Here is a 19,825-nt window from a genome sequence, read left to right on the forward strand (position 1 = left end):
GCGCGATCACTTCGAGTCCAGGCACGGGCGAGACGAGACGAGAAGTGCCGAGGCGACCCGGAGGACGAGGGAGCCATCGGGAAAACCCTTGAGTTCAAGGGCCCCGCTCCCGATGAACCGGATGCACCCACGCTGGGCACGCGGTGGGCACGGCCGGGCATGCGGCAGCCATGAAAAAAGCCCTCCGAAACCACGTTTCCGCAGATCAAAGGGCATTTACCAAGTGGAGCCTAGGGGAGTCGAACCCCTGACATCTGCCATGCAAAGACAGCGCTCTACCAACTGAGCTAAGGCCCCGAAAGGGATGCGTCCGCCCGGCAGAACCAGCTGCCGACGGGCGCTGCGGACTAGAGTACCGGGTCACCCCCCGTATCTCACAAAAGATTGGGGGGTCCCGGTGGGCGACCACTCTCCGTAAGATGCTCGTCGTGGTTCGCTGGAGCGAACCACGGTATTTGGGGAAGCGCTGGGGAGACGCAATGGACGCCGCACAGCAAGAAGCCACCGCAAGAGCGCGGGAGCTGCAGCGGAACTGGTATGGAGAGCCGCTCGGAGCCCTGTTCCGTAGGCTCATCGAGGATCTCGGGCTCAACCAGGCCCGGCTCGCCGGGGTGCTGGGCCTGTCCGCACCGATGCTGTCACAGCTGATGAGCGGTCAACGTGCCAAGATCGGCAATCCCGCGGTGGTTCAGCGGGTGCAGCTGCTGCAGGACCTCGCAGGGCAGGTCGCGGACGGCAGCGTGAGCGCTGCCGAGGCGACGGATCGGATGGACGAGATCAGGAAGTCGCAGGGGGGATCCGTGCTCAGCAACACCACGCAGACGACGAACAGTTCGGGCGTACCCACGGTCAAACGGGTGGTCCGTGAGATTCAGTCGCTGCTGCGCTCGGTCGCCGCGGCGGGGGACATCATCGAGGCGGCGGACACCCTCGCCTCGAGCCACCCGGAACTGGCAGAGTTCCTCCGGGTGTACGGGGCCGGCCGCACCTCCGACGCGGTCGCCCACTACCAGTCCCACCAGAACTGAGCCGGCACCTGCCGCAGGGGACTCTCGCGCCGGGGGGTGCGCGGGAGTCCTGACCGCCGTACGGAAGGGGGAGCGACGCACGACCATGGGTGAGGTCTTCGCCGGACGGTACGAGCTGGTCGACCCCATCGGGCGCGGGGGAGTCGGGGCGGTCTGGCGCGCGTGGGACCACCGCAGGCGCCGGTATGTGGCGGCCAAGGTCCTGCAGCAGAGCGATGCCCACACGCTCCTCAGGTTCGTGCGGGAGCAGGCGCTGCGCATCGACCACCCGCATGTGCTCGCGCCCGCCAGCTGGGCCGCGGACGACGACAAGGTCCTGTTCACCATGGATCTCGTCGCCGGAGGCTCACTGGTCCATCTCGTCCAGGACTACGGCCCGCTGCCGCCGGCCGTCGTGTGCACCCTGCTGGACCAACTGCTGTCCGGGCTGGCAGCCGTGCACGCGGAGAGGGTGGTGCACCGCGACATCAAACCCGCCAACGTGCTGCTCGACGCCACCGGCACCGCCCGGCCGCGCCTCAGGCTCTCGGACTTCGGCATCGCCATGCGCCTGGGCGAGCCGCGTCTGACGGAGACCGACTATGTGGTGGGCACGCCCGGCTATCTCGCCCCCGAGCAACTGATGGGGTCGGACCCGGACTTCACCGCCGATCTGTTCGGCGTCGGACTGGTCGCGCTGTATCTGCTGCAGGGCGCGAAGCCGGATACGAAGGCGCTGGTCGAGTACTTCACGGCCAACGGCACACCAGGAGCGCCGCTCGGTGTGCCCGAGCCGCTGTGGGAGGTCGTGGCGACCCTCCTCCAGCCGGACCCGGCCGCACGGTTCCGCAGCGCCACGGGGGCGCGCAAGGCCCTGGCGGCGGCGAGGGAACTACTGCCCGAGCCGGAGGACGACGTCGAGCAGGTGGAGATCTTCGACCAGCTCGGGCCGCTCCCGGAGGGGTTCGGCCCCGGGGGTCCGCTGCGCACGCCGCCCTCCGTCACGGGCACGGTGGCCGACGGGGCAGGGGCAGGGGCAGGGGCAGGCACATCCTCGGGAACACGAACACCTGCGGGCGGCACCGCGGGAAGAACGGGCGGCACCGGGACGGGCAGCGGACCGTTGCGGCCCTCGACCGGTCTGATACCGCCGCCGCCCACGACCGCGCCCGCAGCCTCCGGCACGACCGCACCCTCCGAACCCTCCGCGCTCTCCGCACCCGGCACGAACGGGTCAGCCGTCCCCGGACCGGTCGCGGTGCCGCCGGATTCTGCCGCCTCGGCTCATCCCACTCCGCCGACGCACCGGCCCCCGTCCGCGCCGCTCGTCGTACCGCCCAGACCGGCGTCCGACCCGACGCCACCGCCGCGGTCGCCCGGGATGTCGGACACCGGGAGCTTCCACCTCCCGCCTCCGCTGCCACTGCCGCGCGAGCCTCAGGGACCGCCCGCATCACCTGTGCTTCCGGCCCCGGCCCACGCCCTTCCCGTCCAGGCTCCGCACCTCGCCCGCACGTCCATGCCCGCGACCGGTCAGACCGCTGTCCCGGCGCTCGCCGTCCGGCAGTCCGCCCAGACGTACGCCGACGTGTCGCCGCACACACCCCCCCGGCCGCGTGAGACGGTGCGGCACGCCAGGAGGCCGGCCCGGCGCCCGGGCCCCCCGGCGAAGGTCGCCGTACCGGTCCTGCTGCTCGCCTTACTGTGCTTCGCGGTGGGCTTCTGGGCCCTGGCGCGCATCTGACCCGTACGACGTCGCACCTGTCGGATCACACACGTTCAAGGCATACGAGACATCTGGACGACGGTCATCCGGCCCACCCGCCTCGCGCCCGCCGACGGGCGACCACCGTCCACAGTCCGAGCCACAGGACCAGGACGCCGCCGGTACCGATTCCCCCCGCGGCGACCAGCTCCATCGCGCCGCGGGGCTTGTCCGCCCGTCCGGCGGCCACTCCGCCGCCCGCCGGGGCGCCGCCTCCAGGCGTACCGCCTCTTCTCGGCGCATCCGCACCGGATGCCGCCGAGCCGCCACCCGCGCCGACCGTCTCCCCCGGCCTCGGCGCGGCTTCCTCCCGGTCCGCGGCCGTGACCTCGAAGACATCGCGGGGCACCGACCGCCCGGCGTACTGCGGCGCAGCGGCCGGCGTCCCGCTCACGCGCACGCGCAGCGTCAGCCCGAAGGGCCCGTCCCCGAACCTGCCCGCGACGGGTGCGCCGAGGTGCACCGCGAGGTAGTACCAGCCCGCGAACCGCATCGCGCCCACGCGGTCGCTGACGGCCCGCCGGTTGGCGTAGGCGACGGGGGGCAGCGGATCGAGGGCCGCCGAGGCCTGGGCGCCGCTGTAACCGGCTCCGGCGTCGTCGACGTGGGCGCGCACCGGGTTGTACAGCGACATGGCGAGGGCGGTGCCCACATAGCCGCCGCCGTCCCCGCCTGTGGAGCTGCCGAGCTCGGCGACGGCCGAGAGCTGCTGCCCCCAGTCGACGGGCACCTTGTAGAAGACGGTCTGCCCGGGCTTGATCGCGTCCTGCCAGACGCCCTGCCCCAGGGCGCCGGCCGTGGCGAAGCCCGCCCCTCCCGCCCGGCGCCGGGCGTCTCCCAGGACGGGCTCCGGGCTCGCGGAGTTCCAGGACCCGGGCGGGGCCGTCGCACCGGCCCCCCGTGGGGCTGGTTCGGACACATAGCCGAGCTCAAGGCTCCAGTCGCCGGACGCGGCCGGGGAACCCGCCGTGGCGCGCCGTTCCACGACGACGTAATACACCCCTGCGCCCACCGCGCAGCCGTAGGTGTCCGGACCGGTCTCGCGTGAGGCCGAGGCGACGATCGGATGGGGGCTCTGGGTGGGGCCGAAGTGTGCGATTCCGGTGGAGCAGGTGGTGCCGTCGGCGTCCTGGACGGACACCTTCAGCCCGTCGGAGGACGTGACCTGCGCGCCCGCACCGGGAACGGCCGTCGCGGAGACATAGGCGTTCTCCGCGGAATCGAGCTCCAGGCGGTAGTAGCGCTTGCCCACGGCGGGCAGGGAACTTCTGTAGGCGCGTCCGGCTTCCAGAAGTGCCGCGGCAGTGGTGCCCGTGGCGCCCTCGACGCTCCTGGCGTCACGGGCGAAGGCATACGGAGGCGGCGAAGACGCGGCCGAGGCCGAGGCGCCGCTGTAGAGCGTGGAGACAGTCTCGGATACAGGCGCGTCCCCCGCCGCAGGCGCCCCGGCGGTCGCCGTGAGCGCCGTGAGCACCACGGTCGCACACAAGCTCAGCGCCGTACGCACCGTTGTACGAGCACATCCGGGCACTCCTTGCCGCGCCCCCGTGCGCCTGCCCATCACGCGCCCCCTCGCCGTACCCAGCCCGGACGGCCATCCTGCCTCGCGCGCCACAGCCGCACCCGCGATTTCCGTACAAGCGGCCGAAAGGCTTCCCTTGCCCGGCCCCGTCCCCCTCCTTCGGCACCACGAACGGGCGGGGGACCCACGGCCCGTACAACACAAAACCCCGACCGCACCAGCGGCCGGGGTTTGCTCCGAATCTGTTGTCTGTGGGACCTCACGAACCCGTGGGCACGGAGTCAGTCGCCTCCGTCCACAGATCCTGCTCGGCGCGATCCGCCTGGATCTGGCGGTACACGAGGAGCCCGCCGATGGCGGCCAGTGCGACCAGGAGAAGCTTCTTCACCGCGCGACCTCGTCTTTCCTTGACGTAGGGGACCTCTGGCGCCCGACTATACACACCGATCGATACCGATCGGTGACCTGAGTCGGCCCTCAACTCGGGCCCGGCACAACGCAGTACGAAGGGTGACCGCCACCGTCGCCTCGGGGTGACCACTCCTCACAGAAGGTGACTTTGGCCACCCACCCTCGCCTTCCATGACTTTCCGGACCTCTTGCGTCCATACGAGTGGTGTTCATCCGAAGATCGCGGCGCCGCGGGCGTCGGTCCACCACTTCCTCGCTCTCATACACATCATGAGGAAAGTACGCAAATCGCTCGACCCGAATGTGAGGGGACATGGCCCTGAACAAGGTCTCGAAGCTGTGGAACGCGGTCGTCACCGCCTTCCTCGCCCTGTGCACCGCGCTCGGACTCATCACCACGACCGCCACCGCCGCGGTACCCCAGCCCGACCCGGAGCGCAACAGCAGCCGGCCCGAGCCGGAGCTCCAAAGCGGCCAGTCTCTGGCGGAACCCGACAGCATCCCTCGCGTGACGCTGCCGACACAGTCACGGGGGACCTGGACCCGCGATCCGTCACTACCCCCCACGATGAAGCAACGCATCAGCGCCGAGGCCCACGGCTCCTCTCCAGGCTCCCGCCAGCACCAGCCCGCGCTGGGCATCACGGCGGCCACCGCCCTCACGACCCCACTCGCCCGCTCCGCCCTCCGGCCCCGCGCCGATCCCGTGCCCCCGCTCGTGGAGCCGGGCACAAGGCTCCAGCGCTGACTCACTGATCCAGAGGATCCAGAGCCCCTCTTCTCCAGCACCACCGCCCCTCGCAGGGGTACTGCGGCACCACCACGGGCGATCTGCGTACAACGCCCTCCCGGCGAACGGCCCGGCACCTGCCCCACAGGCGCCGGGCCATCGGTGTCGCCCACGTCCCGAACTGACGCACGGCAACCCTCAAGCGGTCAGGGCCGCTTCGTGCCGGATCCGGCACGCTCCCGTCCGGCCGACAGGGCCTCAACAGCCCCTCGCCCTCCCTAAGATCGAAGGTATGGAGAATTTCTCGATGGTCGAGTTCCCCACTACCTCGGCCCGGGAGTCCGCGGAGTTCCTCCAGTCCGTTTTCGGCTGGGCGGCCACTGCCTACGGCCCGGAGTACACCGATGTGGACTGCGGCAACGGAGTCAGCCTCGGATTCCAGCAGGACCGCTCGGAGGCCCCGGCAGGGCCGCTCGCCGTGATCCGGGTGAACGACCTGGAGGCGACGCGGAGCGCGGTACTCAAGGCGGGCGGCACCATCACGGTCGAGGCGTTCGGCTTCCCCGGCGGCAGGCGCTTCCATTTCCGGGAGCCGGGTGGCAACGAGCTCGCGGCATGGACCCCGGGGGACTGATGAGCCGTCGGTCCAGGTGCGGCACGGCAGCACTGAACCCGGCCAGGGCATACCGGAAGCAAGCCGATATACCGGCACATAATTTCATGGGATGCGGTAAGCCCGGTCCCTGCCCGGCATGCGGAAGCAAGCACGACAGGCGGTAGGGCGTGTCACCGGCGGATTCGGGGTCCCCTCCGATGCGAGTCCCATGACTGCGCAGCCCGAGCGGCTCCGGGTCGACGTCCTGAATGTGTATGACAGGCCGAGCCGCACACCGCAGGCATCCGCGTAGACCTCGGCCTTGCGCCGTGCGGCCCGGACCGCCCTGCGGCGAGCCTCGTCCCGGAGCGCGGGCTTGTCGAGTACGTCGAAGGACACCTCGTCGACTCGGTTCGCACCGGCCCTGACGGCGTCCTCTATCAGAAGTCCGAGCCGATCGAGGTCTTCGGTCTGCACGATGTACGTCGCCTCGCAGCGATAGCCGAGGAACGTCCGCTCCGCGTCGTAGCCCTTGAAATCCGACTTGAGAGCGAGGCGCGACCCCGATATTTCGGAGTCGGGTACCCCATGCTCGCGCAGCACGGTCCGCGGCCTGACAACCGCAGCTCCAGCCTGTTCAAAGGCTTCTTTGGGTGTCGGTGCCAGGAGGTCGACCGCAAGCCTTGCCTGGGCCGGTCGGGACTCCGCCGACACGTTCCCTGCGCCGAGCACACTGAGCCCCCAGGGCTCTGTGATTTCTGCAGTTCGAGGATGGAATCGGTAACACCGCACCGTCGCAACAGGATTGATCGACGAGTACATCGCCCTGCCGCGCTTCGGCCGTACCTTCGCCGACTCCGTGCGGAACATGCCCTTCCACCGGGAACCGACTCCATCAATGCCTTGAAGGTCGCCACCTCGGATTCGGGAGCGAGACCCGAAGGCGGAACGCCGGCAGGCCTTCAAGGCATCTCAACTTCAGCGTACGAGATAGACCATATAGTTGTGCTTAGTCCCGTCAACAAGAATATAGCCACGCGCATTTGCGTACGCGCCCGTGCCGCCGGTGATAGCCGTCTTCCATGGCGGCGGAGTCCCTTGCCGCGTGGAAGCGAGCGTATTTTCCCAGGTCACCTCCCCGTCACGGAGACTGTAGACACCCGTGCACAGCTGGGTGGACGGATTAGCCGGGGTGGGATTCACGGGCCCTCCGACCTGCGTGCACATGGTTGCGGAGAAGCCGTACTTACGCCCGTTGCGGAAGAGTTTTTCCGTGATGAGAACCTGATCGCCCACCCCGACCGCTTTGCCTGCACTACGGCTCGACTTGAAATGCGTCATCTTCCCGTGCAGTTTGATCACTTCGTAGCCCGTGGCCGCTTCCTCATGATTCCCGGACCGGGATTTCGAGGTCGCAGAGGCGGAGCCTCCGATTGCCGATAGTGAGATCATCAAAGCCACAGCCAGGCAACGCCTTGAAATGGACATAGCCGTTTCCTTTCGGACGGTGATACTTACTGCGACGCGAGCGAGCATGACCATATACGGTCGAAGCGGCTTGAAATCGCGATCAGCGGGGTTTGAAACCCTCGTGTCGCGGGGAGTCGCCGCCGAACATCCGGTGTGGCATCACCCGGGGGCGTGCGCCGCCCGCAAGGGTGGCAGGATTTCTTAATTCCCCCTGAGACTCTCAGAATATGACCCTGAAGTAATTTGCAGAGCACCGGGACGCACAGTCGACATTCCAGCACCTCGCCGGAGGAAGCGGCGAAACGGGGTCTCATCCGGAAGCCGCCCGCACGGAACTGAGGAGTCCGCCCGCTTCTCGCGCCGAGGTCCACGCCGGGAGGCACAACGACGGCGGCTCCCTCACGATCACCCCTGACCGGGTGCCCGTCGTCCCGGTCACCTCGGTGACCGGGTAGGTCGCCGTGTCCGCCTGACTGCCGACCTATCAGCCGCTCATGCAGTCCCCTCCCCTGCACACCGCTTCCACGCGGCCTGTCCGAGTCCTGGTGCTCGGCATCCGCCACAGCGAAGTCCTCGGCCGCCGGTGATACCAAAAGACCCCCGGACCAGATGGTCCGGGGGTCTTCTCACTGGTGGGGCTGACTACTCCTCCGGGTCCCACGCGCGGAGCAGGTCGAACAAGCCTGCGTCTCCCTCGATCTGCAGGGAGTCCGCCGGGATACGGTCGTACACGAAGAGAACCAGCTCACTGGCCGTGCCGCGAACGGAGACGCCAGCCGCGTTCGGGCCCTCGTCGGCAGCGGCGACAGGCGTCGTGCCGGGCGCGGAGATACGGGTGGAGCGTGCGCCGTCGCCGTCGACCGTGAGGCGCCAGGAGTGGCCCTCGACGGCGTGGAAGTCGAAGGCAGTGGGCTTGTGCGGCCAGGCACTCGTCGTTGCGACGCAGGTGAACAGGAACTCCTCGACACCGTCGAGTGCCACCTCATCCGGCAGCGGCTCCGGGGCACCCACAGTGACCTGGGCGTCGTAGGTGTGCACCGCGATCTGCTGGAGCTGGTGCCGGGCGACGGCGCCACAGGTCTGCGGCGACTGGACGCACCCCACCACGTCCAGCAACCGCGATCCGGGCCGGCCTCCCGCAGTGCGTCGAGCAGTTGCTCCGTGGACTCCGCCAACCAGGCCAGCAGGGCCTCGCGTTCCCGAGGCCCAGCCGGGGCGCTCTCCGGTGCGGGCACCTGTACGTCGAGGCTGGGCGCGGAGGCGACCGCGGCGCGGAAGGCGCTCGACCGTTCGTCGATCAGTCGCAACAGAACGGGAACGTAAGTGTCGTTGTCACATGGACTCTCTATCACCGTGTTCCGACAACCGGACAGTGATTTTCACAGCCGAGGCGGCGAGCGCGCGGCACGGGCCGGGCGCCCTCAGATGACGCCGTGTCCACATTCTGAAGCCGGATCACGGTTCGCCTCGCCCGGCACACCTGCGGCACCCTGCTGGCCTTTCTGAAGGTGCACCCCAAGGTGGCGCTCAGGCGATCCTTCGGCACAGCCAGATCAGCATGCCATGGACGTCTGCACGCACGTGGTCGGCGACAGTGAGCGGGAAGCGGTCGGCATGCTCGCGGAGCTTTTGGAAGATCCACTCATCGGCTGATGTCAGCCATGGATGTCAAAGACCCCCAGTCGGTATCGGCTGGGGGTCTTTTCACTGGTGGGGCTAACAGGATTTGAACCTGTGGCCTCATCCTTATCAGGGATGCGCTCTAACCAACTGAGCTATAGCCCCGCCGCGCTCTGCGGTGTGTGTCCCGCGCGCTGACCCCTGAAGATTAGCGCACGAGGTGGGAAGTCCCAAAATCGATATCGAGGGCCTCGCGCTGCCCCGCTCCAGGACGCGGTCGCGGCTGTCCCGGGAGCGCAAGAGCGCACCCCGTCCGGGGTGCGCTCTCAGGTCCGGCTCCACCGGACGGCGTGGGGCGCCCAGGGCGCCTGGAGCGGCTTCTACTCGTCCTCGGCCAGCGTCAGCTCGACGCCGCCCACGAAGCCCGCGGAGATGTTGTAGATGAACGCCCCGAGGGTCGCCAGAGCGGTCGCCAGGACCACGTCGATGACCGCGATGACCGTCGTGAAGATCAGGACGTGCGGCAGGGACAGGAACGACTGGAGGTCGAAGCCGTTCGAATCGTTCGAGCCCGTGGCCTCCGAAATCGAGCCGCCGACCGTCGAGAAGACGCCCATGGCGTTCATGACCATCCACAGCACCGCCGACGCCACGATCGTGCAGATGCCGAGCGCGATGGACAGCAGGAAGCTGACCTTCATCACCGACCATGGGTCGGCCTTCGCCACCCTCAACCGCGCCTTGCGGACCTGCGGAGTGGTCCGCGCACCGGTCCGGGGACGGCGTACCGCGCCCGCCGGCGGCTGCGCGGGGTACGCCTGCGGCGGGTGGTAGGGACCCGCCGCCTGCGGGGACGGGCGCTCACCCGGCATGGGGGAGGCCGCCGGCTCGCCCATGCCTGCCGCGGGCGCGGAGCCGGACATCTGCTGCCGGGCTCCCTGGCCCCGCGTCTCCGTCACAGTTCCCCCCTGGGATCCCTGCGTGTCCTGGGAGTGCTCCGAGCCGATGGCGGAGCCATGGCCGCCGCCGTCCGATTCCATGCCGGCCGGTCCGGTGTCCGTGGCTCCGCTCACGCTCACTCACTCCTCGTGCTTACTCGGACGAGGGCGCCTCACCCTCGTCCGTGCCGGTGGCCGTGGTGCCCTCGGCGGTCTCGTCCCCGGTCTCGTCACCGTCGACTTCCTCCGCCTCGCGCCCCGCCTCGGCGTTACGGGCGATACCGACCACGGCATCGCGTTTGCCCAGGTTGATCAGTTGGACGCCCATGGTGTCACGGCCCGTCTCCCTGACCTCGTTGACCCGCGTACGGATCACACCGCCCGACAGCGTGATGGCGAGGATCTCGTCGCTCTCCTCGACCACCAGCGCGCCGACGAGCGAGCCGCGGTCCTCGACGATCTTGGCGGCCTTGATACCGAGGCCGCCACGCCCCTGGACGCGGTACTCGTCGACAGCGGTCCGCTTCGCGTACCCGCCGTCGGTGGCAGTGAACACGAACGTACCCGGCCGTACAACATTCATCGAGAGAAGCTCGTCGCCTTCACGGAAACTCATACCCTTGACGCCCGAGGTGGCACGGCCCATCGGACGCAGCGATTCATCGGTCGCCGTGAAGCGGATCGACTGCGCCTTCCGGCTGATCAGAAGCAGATCGTCATCGGGCGAGACCAGCTCGGCACCGATCAGTTCGTCGTCCGATCCGTCCTCCATCTCCCGGAGGTTGATCGCGATGACACCGCCGGAGCGCGGCGAATCGTAATCCTTCAGAGGCGTCTTCTTCACCAGACCGCCCTTGGTGGCGAGCACCAGGTGCGGCGCGGCCTCGTAGTCGCGGATGGCGAGGATCTCGGCGATCGCCTCGTCCGGCTGGAAGGCGAGCAGGTTCGCGACATGCTGGCCGCGCGCGTCCCGGCCGGCGTCGGGCAGCTCGTACGCCTTCGCGCGGTAGACGCGGCCCTTGTTGGTGAAGAACAGCAGCCAGTGGTGCGTCGTGGACACGAAGAAGTGGTCGACGATGTCGTCCTCCTTCAGCTTTGTGCCGCGCACCCCCTTGCCGCCGCGCTTCTGCGCCCGGTAGTCGTCGGTCTTGGTGCGCTTGACGTAGCCGCCGCGGCTGACCGTGACGACGATGTCCTCCTCGGCGATGAGGTCCTCGATGGACATGTCACCGTCGAAGGGGATCAGCTGGCTGCGGCGGTCGTCGCCGAACTTCTCCACGATCGCGGCCAGCTCCTCGCTGATGATACCGCGCTGGCGCACCGGAGACGCGAGGATCTCGTTGTACTCGCGGATCTTCGCCTGCAGCTCGTCGTGCTCCTGGACGATCTTCTGCCGCTCCAGGGCCGCGAGACGGCGCAGCTGCATCTCGAGGATGGCGTTCGCCTGGATGTCGTCGATCTCCAGAAGGCTGATCAGGCCCTCGCGCGCGATCTCGACGGTGTCGCTGCGCCGGATGAGAGCGATGACCTCGTCGATGGCGTCCAGGGCCTTCAGCAGGCCGCGCAGGATGTGCGCGCGCTCCTCGGCCTTGCGCAGCCTGAAGCGCGTACGGCGGACGATGACCTCGATCTGGTGCGTCACCCAGTGGCGGATGAACGCGTCCAGGGACAGGGTGCGCGGAACGCCGTCGACCAGAGCCAGCATGTTGGCGCCGAAGTTCGTCTGCAGGTCTGTGTGCTTGTAGAGGTTGTTCAGGACGACCTTGGCGACCGCGTCCCGCTTGAGCACGATGACCAGGCGCTGTCCCGTACGGGAGGAGGTCTCGTCGCGGACGTCCGCGATACCGCCGACCTTGCCGTCCTTCACCAGGTCGGCGATCTTCTGCGCGAGGTTGTCCGGGTTGACCTGGTAGGGCAGCTCCGTGACCACCAGGCACTGGCGGTTCTGGATCTCCTCGACCTCGACCACCGCGCGCATGGTGATCGAGCCGCGGCCCGTGCGGTACGCCTCCTCGATGCCCTTGCGGCCGACGACCAGAGCGCCGGTCGGGAAGTCGGGGCCCTTGATGCGCTCGATCAGGGCGTCCAGCAGCTCCTCGTGGGAGGCCTCCGGGTTCTCCAGGTACCACTGGGCACCCGCCGCGACCTCGCGGAGGTTGTGCGGCGGGATGTTGGTCGCCATACCGACCGCGATACCGGCCGATCCGTTGATCAGCAGGTTCGGGAAGCGGGACGGCAGGACGGTGGGCTCCTGGGAGCGGCCGTCGTAGTTGTCCGTGAAGTCGACGGTGTCCTCGTCGATGTCGCGGACCATCTCCATGGACAGCGGCGCCATCTTGCACTCGGTGTAGCGCATGGCGGCGGCGGGGTCGTTGCCCGGAGAACCGAAGTTGCCGTTGGAGTCCACCAGCGGCATCCGCATCGACCACGGCTGCGCGAGGCGGACCAGCGCGTCGTAGATCGAGGAGTCGCCGTGCGGGTGGTAGTTGCCCATGACGTCGCCGACGACACGGGCGCACTTGTAGAAGCCCTTCTCGGGCCGGTAGCCGCCGTCGTACATCGCGTACAGGACGCGGCGGTGCACGGGCTTGAGACCGTCCCGCACATCGGGCAGCGCGCGCGAGACGATGACGGACATCGCGTAGTCGAGATACGAGCGCTGCATCTCCGTCTCGAGCCCGACGGGCTCGATGCGCAGGGTGGTTTCGCCGCCCTCTTCAGGCGTCACGGGAGTGTTCTCGTCGGCCATTGCTGGTGAAGATCCTTCCTGGTGCGGTCAGCTGAGACCGACTCAGATGTCGAGGAAGCGGACGTCCTTGGCGTTGCGCTGGATGAACGCGCGGCGCGCCTCGACGTCCTCGCCCATCAGCACCGAGAAGAGGTCGTCGGCCTGGGCTGCGTCGTCGAGGGTGACCTGGCCGAGGACACGGTGGTCGACGTCCATGGTCGTGACGCGCAGTTCCTCGGCGTTCATCTCGCCGAGACCCTTGAAGCGCTGCACCGAGTCGTCCTTGATGCGCTTGCCGCCCTGACGGCCCAGGTCGATCAGCGCGTCGCGCTCGCGGTCCGAGTACGCGTACTCGAAGTCGTCACGGCCCCACTTGATCTTGTAGAGCGGCGGGCGGGAGAGGAACACGTGTCCGGCCTCGACCAGGGGCCGCATGAAGCGGAACAGGAACGTCAGGAGCAGCGTGTTGATGTGCTGGCCGTCGACGTCGGCGTCCGCCATCAGGATGATCTTGTGATAGCGGAGCTTGGAGATGTCGAAGTCCTCGTGCACACCGGTGCCGAAGGCGGAGATCAGCGCCTGGATCTCCTGGTTCTGCAGGATCTTGTCGATCCGCGCCTTCTCGACGTTGAGGATCTTGCCTCGGATCGGGAGGATCGCCTGGTACTGCGGGTTGCGGCCGGACTTGGCCGAGCCGCCGGCCGAGTCACCCTCGACGATGAAGATCTCGCACTTGGTGGGGTCGTTCGACTGGCAGTCGGACAGCTTGCCCGGCAGCGACGCGGTCTCCAGGAGTCCCTTGCGCCGCGTGAGGTCGCGTGCCTTGCGGGCCGCGACACGCGCGGTGGCCGCCTGGATGGACTTGCGGATGATGTCCGCGGACTCGTTCGGGTTGCGGTCCAGCCAGTCCGCGAGGTGCTCGTAGACCGCCTTCTGGACGAAGGTCTTCGCCTCGGTGTTGCCGAGCTTGGTCTTGGTCTGACCCTCGAACTGGGGCTCGCTCAGCTTGAGCGAGATGATCGCCGTCAGGCCCTCGCGGATGTCGTCGCCGGTGAGGTTGTCGTCCTTTTCGCGCAGCAGCTTCTTGTCGCGCGCGTACTTGTTGATGAGCGAGGTCAGCGCCGCGCGGAAACCCTCCTCGTGCGTGCCGCCCTCGTGGGTGTGGATGATGTTGGCGAACGAGTACACGCCCTCGCTGTAGCCGCTGTTCCACTGCATCGCGACCTCGAGGGAGAGGCTCTTCTCCTTGTCCTCGGCCTCAAGGTCGATCACGGAGGGGTGCACCGCGTCTCCCTTGCGGGAGTTGAGGTACTTCACGAAGTCGACGATGCCGCCCTCGTAGTGGTACGTGACGGTCTTGACCTCGGGGGTCTCGTCCGCACCCGCCTCGTCCGCCTTGGCCGTGGCCTTCGCCGACTCGCGCTCGTCGGTGAGCCTGATCGTCAGGCCCTTGTTGAGGAACGCCATCTCCTGGAAGCGCCGCGAGAGCGTCTCGAAGGAGTACTCGGTGGTCTCGAAGATGTCCGGGTCGGCCCAGAACGTGACGGACGTGCCCGTCTCGGCCGTCTCCTCGTGCTGAGCGAGCGGAGCCGTCGGGACGCCCATCTTGTAGTCCTGCGTCCAGCGGTAGCCGTCGGTCTTGACCTCGACCGACACCTTGCTGGACAGGGCGTTCACCACGGAGACGCCGACGCCGTGCAGACCACCGGAGACCGCGTAGCCGCCGCCGCCGAACTTGCCGCCCGCGTGCAGCACGGTCAGCACGACCTCGACGGCCGGCTTGCCCTCGGAGGGCACGATGCCCACCGGGATGCCTCGGCCGTTGTCGATGACGCGCACCCCGCCGTCGGCCAGGATCGTCACGTCGATGGTGTCCGCGTGGCCGGCGAGCGCCTCGTCCACGGAGTTGTCGACGACCTCGTACACGAGGTGGTGCAGACCGCGCTCACCGGTCGAGCCGATGTACATGCCGGGTCGCTTGCGGACCGCGTCCAGACCCTCGAGGACGGTGATGGCGCTCGCGTCGTACGACGCGGTGGCCTCGCCGCTCGAGGTGGTGTCCGCGCCGCTGGGGTCGGCGTCGGTGGACGGGATGTTCTCGTTGGGGTTGCCGGAATCGGCCACGAAGCGCCCTTTCTGGCACAGCACGAGCCGGGCTCGTCGGCGGGTTGCCGGAGCGGCTGCGGCATGTTGCGTTGGTAAGCCTTGATCAGCGTTGCTCAGCTTTTCCCGGACGGTCCCCAGTAGTGGGGCGGGATTGTCTCCCAGTCTACCGGTAGCGCCGACAGTGATGGGGGTTTGCGGGTACCTGAGTCCGCATGTGCCGCCCTCAACCGGTCTCGCCCGACTCCCCATATACGGAACGGGGCTCCAAGAGGCTCTAAGAGGCACTCAGCGCCTTCGACTGTCAACCCTTGGCTACCGAGGAGTCACGTCCGTGTTCGCGACCGCACGCGGGTACGGCGAAAGGGCCGCCGGAGCCTTGCCACCGGCGGCCTGAGAGGTCGCCGGACAGGCCCTGAGCGTGAAGTACGTCACCCGTACGTGTCGCCGGGACCGGTGCTTCCGGGGGCGCGCAGGGGCCCGTAGCGCTGGACCGGGCCACCAGGACCCTGGACCTTGATCAGCCGGACCGTGCCATGCCCGAGGTCCTCGTTGAGACGCGCGACCAGCTGCGGGGCCAGCAGCCGCAGCTGCGTGGCCCACGCCGTGGAGTCGCACCGCACCGTCAGGACGCGCTCGTCCTCGTCGTACCGCTGGGGTACGCAGTGCCCCGCGAGGCCCTCGCCGACGATCTGCGGCCAGCGGCCCATCACTCCGCCCACCGCGGCGGGGGTCTCCCAGCCGCGCTCGGTGATCAGCCGGTTGATGGCCGCGCCGAGCGCCATCGGGTCACGGCCGTCGGCGCGGGCGCCGGAGCGCAAGCCTCCTCGCCGTGCCTGCTTCTTCTGCTGCGCCGCGTCCCCGCGCGCGCGTGCCTGTTCCTTCGCGGCCCTGAGCGCCACACGCGCGAGGTCCACCCCGGAGAGCTCGGGGGTCTTCTTCGGGGCGGGCTCGGGTGCGGGCTGGTCGGTGCTCATGAGCGCTCCACGGTGCCGTCGGACACGGAATACCGCGCCCCCGACAGAACATGCGGTACGTCGTCCTCGACCGCGGCGGTCACCAGGACCTGCTCCCCCGGCGCGACCAGTTCGGCCAGGCGTTCGCGGCGGCGGGCGTCCAGCTCGGCGAAGACGTCGTCGAGGACGAGCACGGGCTCATTGCCCTCCGCGCGCAGCAGGTCGTACGAGGCCAGGCGCAGCGCCAGCGCGTAGGACCAGCACTCGCCGTGGGACGCGTACCCCTTGGCGGGCAGCTGCCCCAGCTTGAGCAGCAGTTCGTCCCTGTGGGGTCCCACAAGGGTGACGCCGCGCTCGATCTCCTGTTTGCGGGCCCCGGCGAGCGCGTCCATCAGCTGCTCGTAGAGGGCCTCGCGCGTATGGGCCTCGCCCGGGGCGGAGGGCTTGTACTCCAGGGCCACCGGGCCGCCGCCGGGTGCCAGCTGCTCGTACGCCTTGTCGGCGAGCGGCTGAAGGGCGGCGATCAGGTCGAGCCGCTGAGCGAACAGCTCGGCGCCGGCGCGGGCGAGGTGCTGGTCCCAGATGTCGAGGGTGGACAGGTCGAGGGAGCGCCCGCCGTGGCGGCGCGCCAGCGCGGCCGACTTGAGCAGGGTGTTGCGCTGCTTGAGGACCCGCTCGTAGTCGGAGCGCACGCCCGCCATGCGCGGGGAGCGCGCGGTGATCAGTTCGTCCAGGAATCGGCGCCGTTCGCCTGGGTCGCCCTTGACCAGTGCGAGGTCCTCGGGGGCGAACAGGACGGTCCGTACGATGCCGAGCACATCACGCGGTCTGACCTGCGAGGACCTGTTGATACGGGCGCGGTTGGCCTTGCCCGGGTTCAGTTCCAGCTCGATCAGCTGCTGCCGCTCGCCCTGTCTGACCTGCGCGCGGATGATCGCGCGCTCGGCGCCCATGCGGACCAGGGGGGCGTCGGAGGAGACCCGGTGGCTGCCGAGTGTGGACAGATATCCGACGGCCTCGACCAGGTTCGTCTTGCCCTGTCCGTTGGGACCGACGAACACCGTGACGCCCGGGTCGAGCGGGACTTCGACCCGGGCGTAGGAGCGGAAGTCGGCCAGCGACAGATGCGTGACGTGCATGGTCGTTCGCCGACCTCCCCCAGTGGTTGTGGACCGCCGGGCGGTCCTGTGGACTACTTCTTCTCGCTGTGGATCACGTGTTCGTGTCCGTGGATAACTTCTTCGCGACGATCACTTCTTCGCGACGGCGTGGCCGCCGAACTGGTTGCGCAGCGCGGCGATCATCTTCATCTGCGGCGAGTCGTCCTGCCGCGAGCTGAAGCGGGCGAACAGCGAGGCCGTGATCGCCGGGAGCGGTACGGCGTTGTCGATGGCCGCCTCCACGGTCCAGCGACCCTCGCCGGAGTCGGCCGCCCAGCCGCGCAGCTTGTCCAGGTGCTCGTCCTCGTCGAGGGCGTTGACCGCGAGGTCCAGAAGCCAGGAGCGGATGACCGTGCCCTCCTGCCAGGAGCGGAAGACCTCGCGGACGTTCTCCACGGAGTCGACCTTCTCCAGCAGCTCCCAGCCCTCGGCGTAGGCCTGCATCATGGCGTACTCGATGCCGTTGTGGACCATTTTCGCGAAGTGGCCCGCGCCGACCTTGCCCGCGTGCACCGCGCCGAAGTCGCCCTCGGGCTTGAGGGCGTCGAAGACCGGCTGCACCTTGGCGACATCGCGGGCGTCGCCGCCGTACATCAGCGCGTAGCCGTTCTGCAGGCCCCAGACGCCGCCGGAGACGCCGCAGTCGACGAAACCTATGCCCTTGGCCGCCAGCTCGGCGGCGTGCTTCTCGTCGTCCGTCCAGCGGGAGTTGCCGCCGTCCACGACGATGTCGCCGGGCTCCAGGAGTTCGGCGAGCTCGTCGATCGTGGACTGGGTCGGGGCGCCGGCCGGGACCATCACCCACACCACCCGGGGTGCCGCGAGCTTGTCCACAAGCTCTTCGAGGCCCTGGACATCGGCGAGGTCCGGGTTGCGGTCGTATCCGACGACGGTGTGGCCTGCGCGGCGGATCCGCTCGCGCATATTGCCGCCCATCTTGCCGAGGCCGACGAGACCGAGCTCCATCAGGTGTTCCTTAGGGTGCGATGTGGCATGAGGGGCACTTTCGTACCTGTGTCCGAGCCTAGACCCGGACGCTCACGCACATCTGTGGGCATAAGCGCTCAGACGTGGGCCGCGGATGGCGGCCCCTCGCCTGTGCGCGGCCCTCAGCCGCTCAGCCGCACCGGCATGATCAGGTACTTGTACGCCACGTCCGCCTCGGCGTCCATGGCCGGCTTGCCGCTGAGCAGAGCGGGCTTCGTGGACGTCGTGAAGGACAGCTGGGCGACCGGGGAGTCGATCGCGCTCAGACCGTCCAGCAGGAAGGTCGGGTTGAAGGCGATCGAGATGTCGTCGCCCTCCAGGTTGGCGTCGACCCTTTCCACAGCCTGTGCGTCGTCGCTGGAACCGGCCTCCAGGATCAGCACGCCCTGCTCGAAGCTGAGGCGCACCGGTGTGTTGCGCTCGGCGACCAGGGCCACGCGCTTGACGGCCTCCACGAAGGGGGCGGTCTCGATGGTGGCGACCGAGTTGAACTCTGTCGGGAACAGCGTGCGGTACTTCGGGAGGTCGCCCTCCAGCAGACGGGTCGTCGTCCGGCGTCCGGCGCCCTCGAAGCCGATCAGGCCCTCGCCCGAACCCGAGCCCGAAAGCGCCAGGGTGACGCTGTCGCCGCTCGTGAGCGCCTTGGCGGTGTCCAGGAGGGTCTTGGCGGGCACCAGGGCGACGGCGGACGCGTCCGGGTTCTCCGGCTTCCACAGGAACTCACGGACCGCGAAGCGGTAGCGGTCGGTGGAGGCCAGGGTGACAGTGTCGCCCTCGATCTCGATCCGCACACCGGTCAGGACGGGCAGCGTGTCGTCACGGCCGGCGGCGATGGCGACCTGCTGGACGGCGGAGGCGAAGACCTCGCCGGGGACCGTGCCCGTCGCGTTCGGCATCTGGGGCAGGGAGGGGTATTCCTCCACAGGCAGGGTGTGGAGTGTGAACCGCGAGGAGCCGCAGACCACCGTCGCCCGTACACCGTCTGTGGAAATCTCCACCGGGCGGTTGGGGAGGGCGCGGGAGATGTCGGCGAGCAGGCGGCCGGAGACGAGCACCGTGCCCTCCTCGTCGACCTCCGCCTCCACGGACACACGCGCCGAGACCTCGTAGTCGAAGCTGGACAGGCTCAGCTGGCCGTCCTCGGCCTTCAGCAGCAGGCCGGCGAGGACAGGCGCCGGCGGACGAGCCGGAAGGCTGCGCGCCGCCCAGGCCACTGCCTCCGCGAGTACGTCGCGTTCCACCCGGATCTTCACCGTAAGCCGCCTCCTGCTGTTGCCGGCGTTCTCGCCCTGCCTGGCCTTCGTCGTCTGACTCGGTGTCGGGGATCCCTGTGAGGGGAAGGACACCGGGGAACAGTCTGACGCACGGCACTGACAGTAGGTGCCTCTCGGGGTCAAGTCGTGACGAGGGGCAGTCGGGAGCCGGAGAGCGAGTTGTGCACAGGGCCCGCTTCGAAGCGAAATCCCAGCTATCTCTAGTTGGGAGTAGTAGTAGGGCCTGTGGATACCGTGGATAACCGCGTTGTCGCAGGTCAGAGGCGAAATTTTGTCCACTGGTCCTGTGGGTGGAGCCCGTGGACAACCCGGGGTTTCTGTGGAGAACAGAAAGTTCTGCACACCCCGTGCACAGCCTGGGGTCACTTCTCCCCAGTGTCGTCCCCAGCTTTACCCACCTTTCCCACAGGCCAACCCAGCACCTTGGTGTGACGGCTTTCACTCGCGCCGGTGAGAGGGCGCGTCTCGTTGCCGAACAGTGGACAGGCATGTGGAGAAGCTGGGGAACACTGGGGACAACCGGCCGCAGCCTGTGGGTTGCCGGTGGACAACTTCATGC

General features: G+C 68.6%; 15 protein-coding genes, 2 tRNA genes and 1 pseudogene. 4 read left to right on the top strand and 14 right to left on the bottom strand.

Annotated elements, in window-relative coordinates; all coding sequences use genetic code 11:
• Positions 1 to 224: 224 nt before the first annotated feature.
• Positions 225 to 297: transfer RNA gene (locus ABZ845_RS19130), tRNA-Ala, on the bottom strand.
• 182 nt (positions 298 to 479) lie between these two features.
• Here ABZ845_RS19130 and ABZ845_RS19135 point away from each other — a divergent pair.
• A complete protein-coding gene (locus tag ABZ845_RS19135) occupies positions 480 to 1,028 on the top strand; it encodes a helix-turn-helix transcriptional regulator (protein WP_360980820.1) in 549 nt (182 codons plus the stop codon).
• Positions 1,029 to 1,113: 85 nt separating this feature from the next.
• On the top strand, positions 1,114 to 2,751 hold the full coding sequence (locus tag ABZ845_RS19140) for a protein kinase (RefSeq protein ID WP_360980823.1): 1,638 nt from the start codon (positions 1,114 to 1,116) through the stop codon (positions 2,749 to 2,751).
• A gap of 64 nt (positions 2,752 to 2,815) precedes the next feature.
• On the opposite strand, the gene ABZ845_RS19145 is transcribed toward ABZ845_RS19140, so the two are convergent.
• Together ABZ845_RS19145 and ABZ845_RS19150 are read right to left on the bottom strand one after the other, a co-directional pair.
• Entirely contained in the window at positions 2,816 to 4,261 is a 1,446-nt protein-coding gene (locus tag ABZ845_RS19145; protein WP_360980826.1) for a hypothetical protein, read from the bottom strand.
• A gap of 292 nt (positions 4,262 to 4,553) precedes the next feature.
• Positions 4,554 to 4,682, bottom strand: a complete 129-nt coding sequence (locus ABZ845_RS19150; protein WP_003999697.1) for a DLW-39 family protein — start codon at positions 4,680 to 4,682, stop codon at positions 4,554 to 4,556.
• A gap of 336 nt (positions 4,683 to 5,018) precedes the next feature.
• On the opposite strand from ABZ845_RS19150, the gene ABZ845_RS19155 reads away from it, so the two are divergent.
• Entirely contained in the window at positions 5,019 to 5,453 is a 435-nt protein-coding gene (locus ABZ845_RS19155; protein WP_360980829.1) for a DUF6344 domain-containing protein, read from the top strand.
• A gap of 274 nt (positions 5,454 to 5,727) precedes the next feature.
• Complete coding sequence (locus ABZ845_RS19160; protein WP_360980832.1) at positions 5,728 to 6,069, top strand: VOC family protein; 342 nt, start codon at positions 5,728 to 5,730, stop codon at positions 6,067 to 6,069.
• A gap of 84 nt (positions 6,070 to 6,153) precedes the next feature.
• Here the strand turns inward: ABZ845_RS19160 and ABZ845_RS19165 are convergent, their stop codons facing one another.
• From ABZ845_RS19165 to dnaN, 11 genes and pseudogenes are all read right to left on the bottom strand, one after another.
• Positions 6,154 to 6,900 (bottom strand): SIMPL domain-containing protein, encoded by a 747-nt coding sequence (locus tag ABZ845_RS19165; RefSeq protein WP_360980835.1) that lies wholly within the window; start codon positions 6,898 to 6,900, stop codon positions 6,154 to 6,156.
• A 108-nt stretch (positions 6,901 to 7,008) separates the two neighbouring features.
• Positions 7,009 to 7,518, bottom strand: coding sequence for a hypothetical protein (locus tag ABZ845_RS19170; protein WP_360980838.1), 510 nt, complete (start codon positions 7,516 to 7,518; stop codon positions 7,009 to 7,011).
• 624 nt (positions 7,519 to 8,142) lie between these two features.
• Positions 8,143 to 8,807, bottom strand: a pseudogene (locus tag ABZ845_RS19175) (maleylpyruvate isomerase N-terminal domain-containing protein).
• 401 nt (positions 8,808 to 9,208) lie between these two features.
• A tRNA-Ile gene (locus ABZ845_RS19180) sits at positions 9,209 to 9,285 on the bottom strand.
• A gap of 215 nt (positions 9,286 to 9,500) precedes the next feature.
• Positions 9,501 to 10,193: a DUF3566 domain-containing protein gene (locus tag ABZ845_RS19185; protein ID WP_360980841.1), complete on the bottom strand. Its 693-nt coding sequence runs from the start codon at positions 10,191 to 10,193 to the stop codon at positions 9,501 to 9,503.
• A 19-nt stretch (positions 10,194 to 10,212) separates the two neighbouring features.
• A complete protein-coding gene (gyrA, locus tag ABZ845_RS19190; RefSeq protein WP_360980844.1) occupies positions 10,213 to 12,807 on the bottom strand; it encodes a DNA gyrase subunit A in 2,595 nt (864 codons plus the stop codon).
• Positions 12,808 to 12,849: 42 nt separating this feature from the next.
• The gene (gene gyrB / locus ABZ845_RS19195; RefSeq protein ID WP_360980847.1) at positions 12,850 to 14,934 is read right to left on the bottom strand and encodes a DNA topoisomerase (ATP-hydrolyzing) subunit B; all 2,085 of its coding nucleotides are present in this window, start codon (positions 14,932 to 14,934) and stop codon (positions 12,850 to 12,852) included.
• Between the two features lie 386 nt (positions 14,935 to 15,320).
• Positions 15,321 to 15,866, bottom strand: coding sequence for a DciA family protein (locus ABZ845_RS19200; protein ID WP_360980850.1), 546 nt, complete (start codon positions 15,864 to 15,866; stop codon positions 15,321 to 15,323).
• Positions 15,863 to 16,984: a DNA replication/repair protein RecF gene (gene recF, locus ABZ845_RS19205; protein WP_360980853.1), complete on the bottom strand. Its 1,122-nt coding sequence runs from the start codon at positions 16,982 to 16,984 to the stop codon at positions 15,863 to 15,865. Before recF ends, ABZ845_RS19200 begins: the two co-directional genes overlap by 4 nt.
• Before the next feature lie 111 nt (positions 16,985 to 17,095).
• The gene (gene gnd / locus ABZ845_RS19210; protein ID WP_360980856.1) at positions 17,096 to 17,971 is read right to left on the bottom strand and encodes a phosphogluconate dehydrogenase (NAD(+)-dependent, decarboxylating); all 876 of its coding nucleotides are present in this window, start codon (positions 17,969 to 17,971) and stop codon (positions 17,096 to 17,098) included.
• 143 nt (positions 17,972 to 18,114) lie between these two features.
• Positions 18,115 to 19,245, bottom strand: a complete 1,131-nt coding sequence (gene dnaN / locus ABZ845_RS19215; protein ID WP_360980859.1) for a DNA polymerase III subunit beta — start codon at positions 19,243 to 19,245, stop codon at positions 18,115 to 18,117.
• Positions 19,246 to 19,825: the final 580 nt, after the last annotated feature.

This window comes from Streptomyces sp. NPDC047022 (genome assembly GCF_040644155.1).
In the GTDB taxonomy this organism is placed as follows: domain Bacteria; phylum Actinomycetota; class Actinomycetes; order Streptomycetales; family Streptomycetaceae; genus Streptomyces.

Bases quoted from the DNA above. Each gene is read 5' to 3' on its own strand.
- ABZ845_RS19135 (WP_360980820.1), top strand. From the start codon at position 480: ATGGACGCCGCACAGCAAGAAGCCACCGCAAGAGCGCGGGAGCTGCAG.
- ABZ845_RS19140 (WP_360980823.1), top strand. From the start codon at position 1,114: ATGGGTGAGGTCTTCGCCGGACGGTACGAGCTGGTCGACCCCATCGGG.
- ABZ845_RS19155 (WP_360980829.1), top strand. From the start codon at position 5,019: ATGGCCCTGAACAAGGTCTCGAAGCTGTGGAACGCGGTCGTCACCGCC.
- ABZ845_RS19160 (WP_360980832.1), top strand. From the start codon at position 5,728: ATGGAGAATTTCTCGATGGTCGAGTTCCCCACTACCTCGGCCCGGGAG.
- ABZ845_RS19165 (WP_360980835.1), bottom strand. From the start codon at position 6,900: ATGTTCCGCACGGAGTCGGCGAAGGTACGGCCGAAGCGCGGCAGGGCG.
- ABZ845_RS19170 (WP_360980838.1), bottom strand. From the start codon at position 7,518: ATGTCCATTTCAAGGCGTTGCCTGGCTGTGGCTTTGATGATCTCACTA.
- gyrA (WP_360980844.1), bottom strand. From the start codon at position 12,807: ATGGCCGACGAGAACACTCCCGTGACGCCTGAAGAGGGCGGCGAAACC.
- ABZ845_RS19200 (WP_360980850.1), bottom strand. From the start codon at position 15,866: ATGAGCACCGACCAGCCCGCACCCGAGCCCGCCCCGAAGAAGACCCCC.
- recF (WP_360980853.1), bottom strand. From the start codon at position 16,984: ATGCACGTCACGCATCTGTCGCTGGCCGACTTCCGCTCCTACGCCCGG.
- gnd (WP_360980856.1), bottom strand. From the start codon at position 17,971: ATGGAGCTCGGTCTCGTCGGCCTCGGCAAGATGGGCGGCAATATGCGC.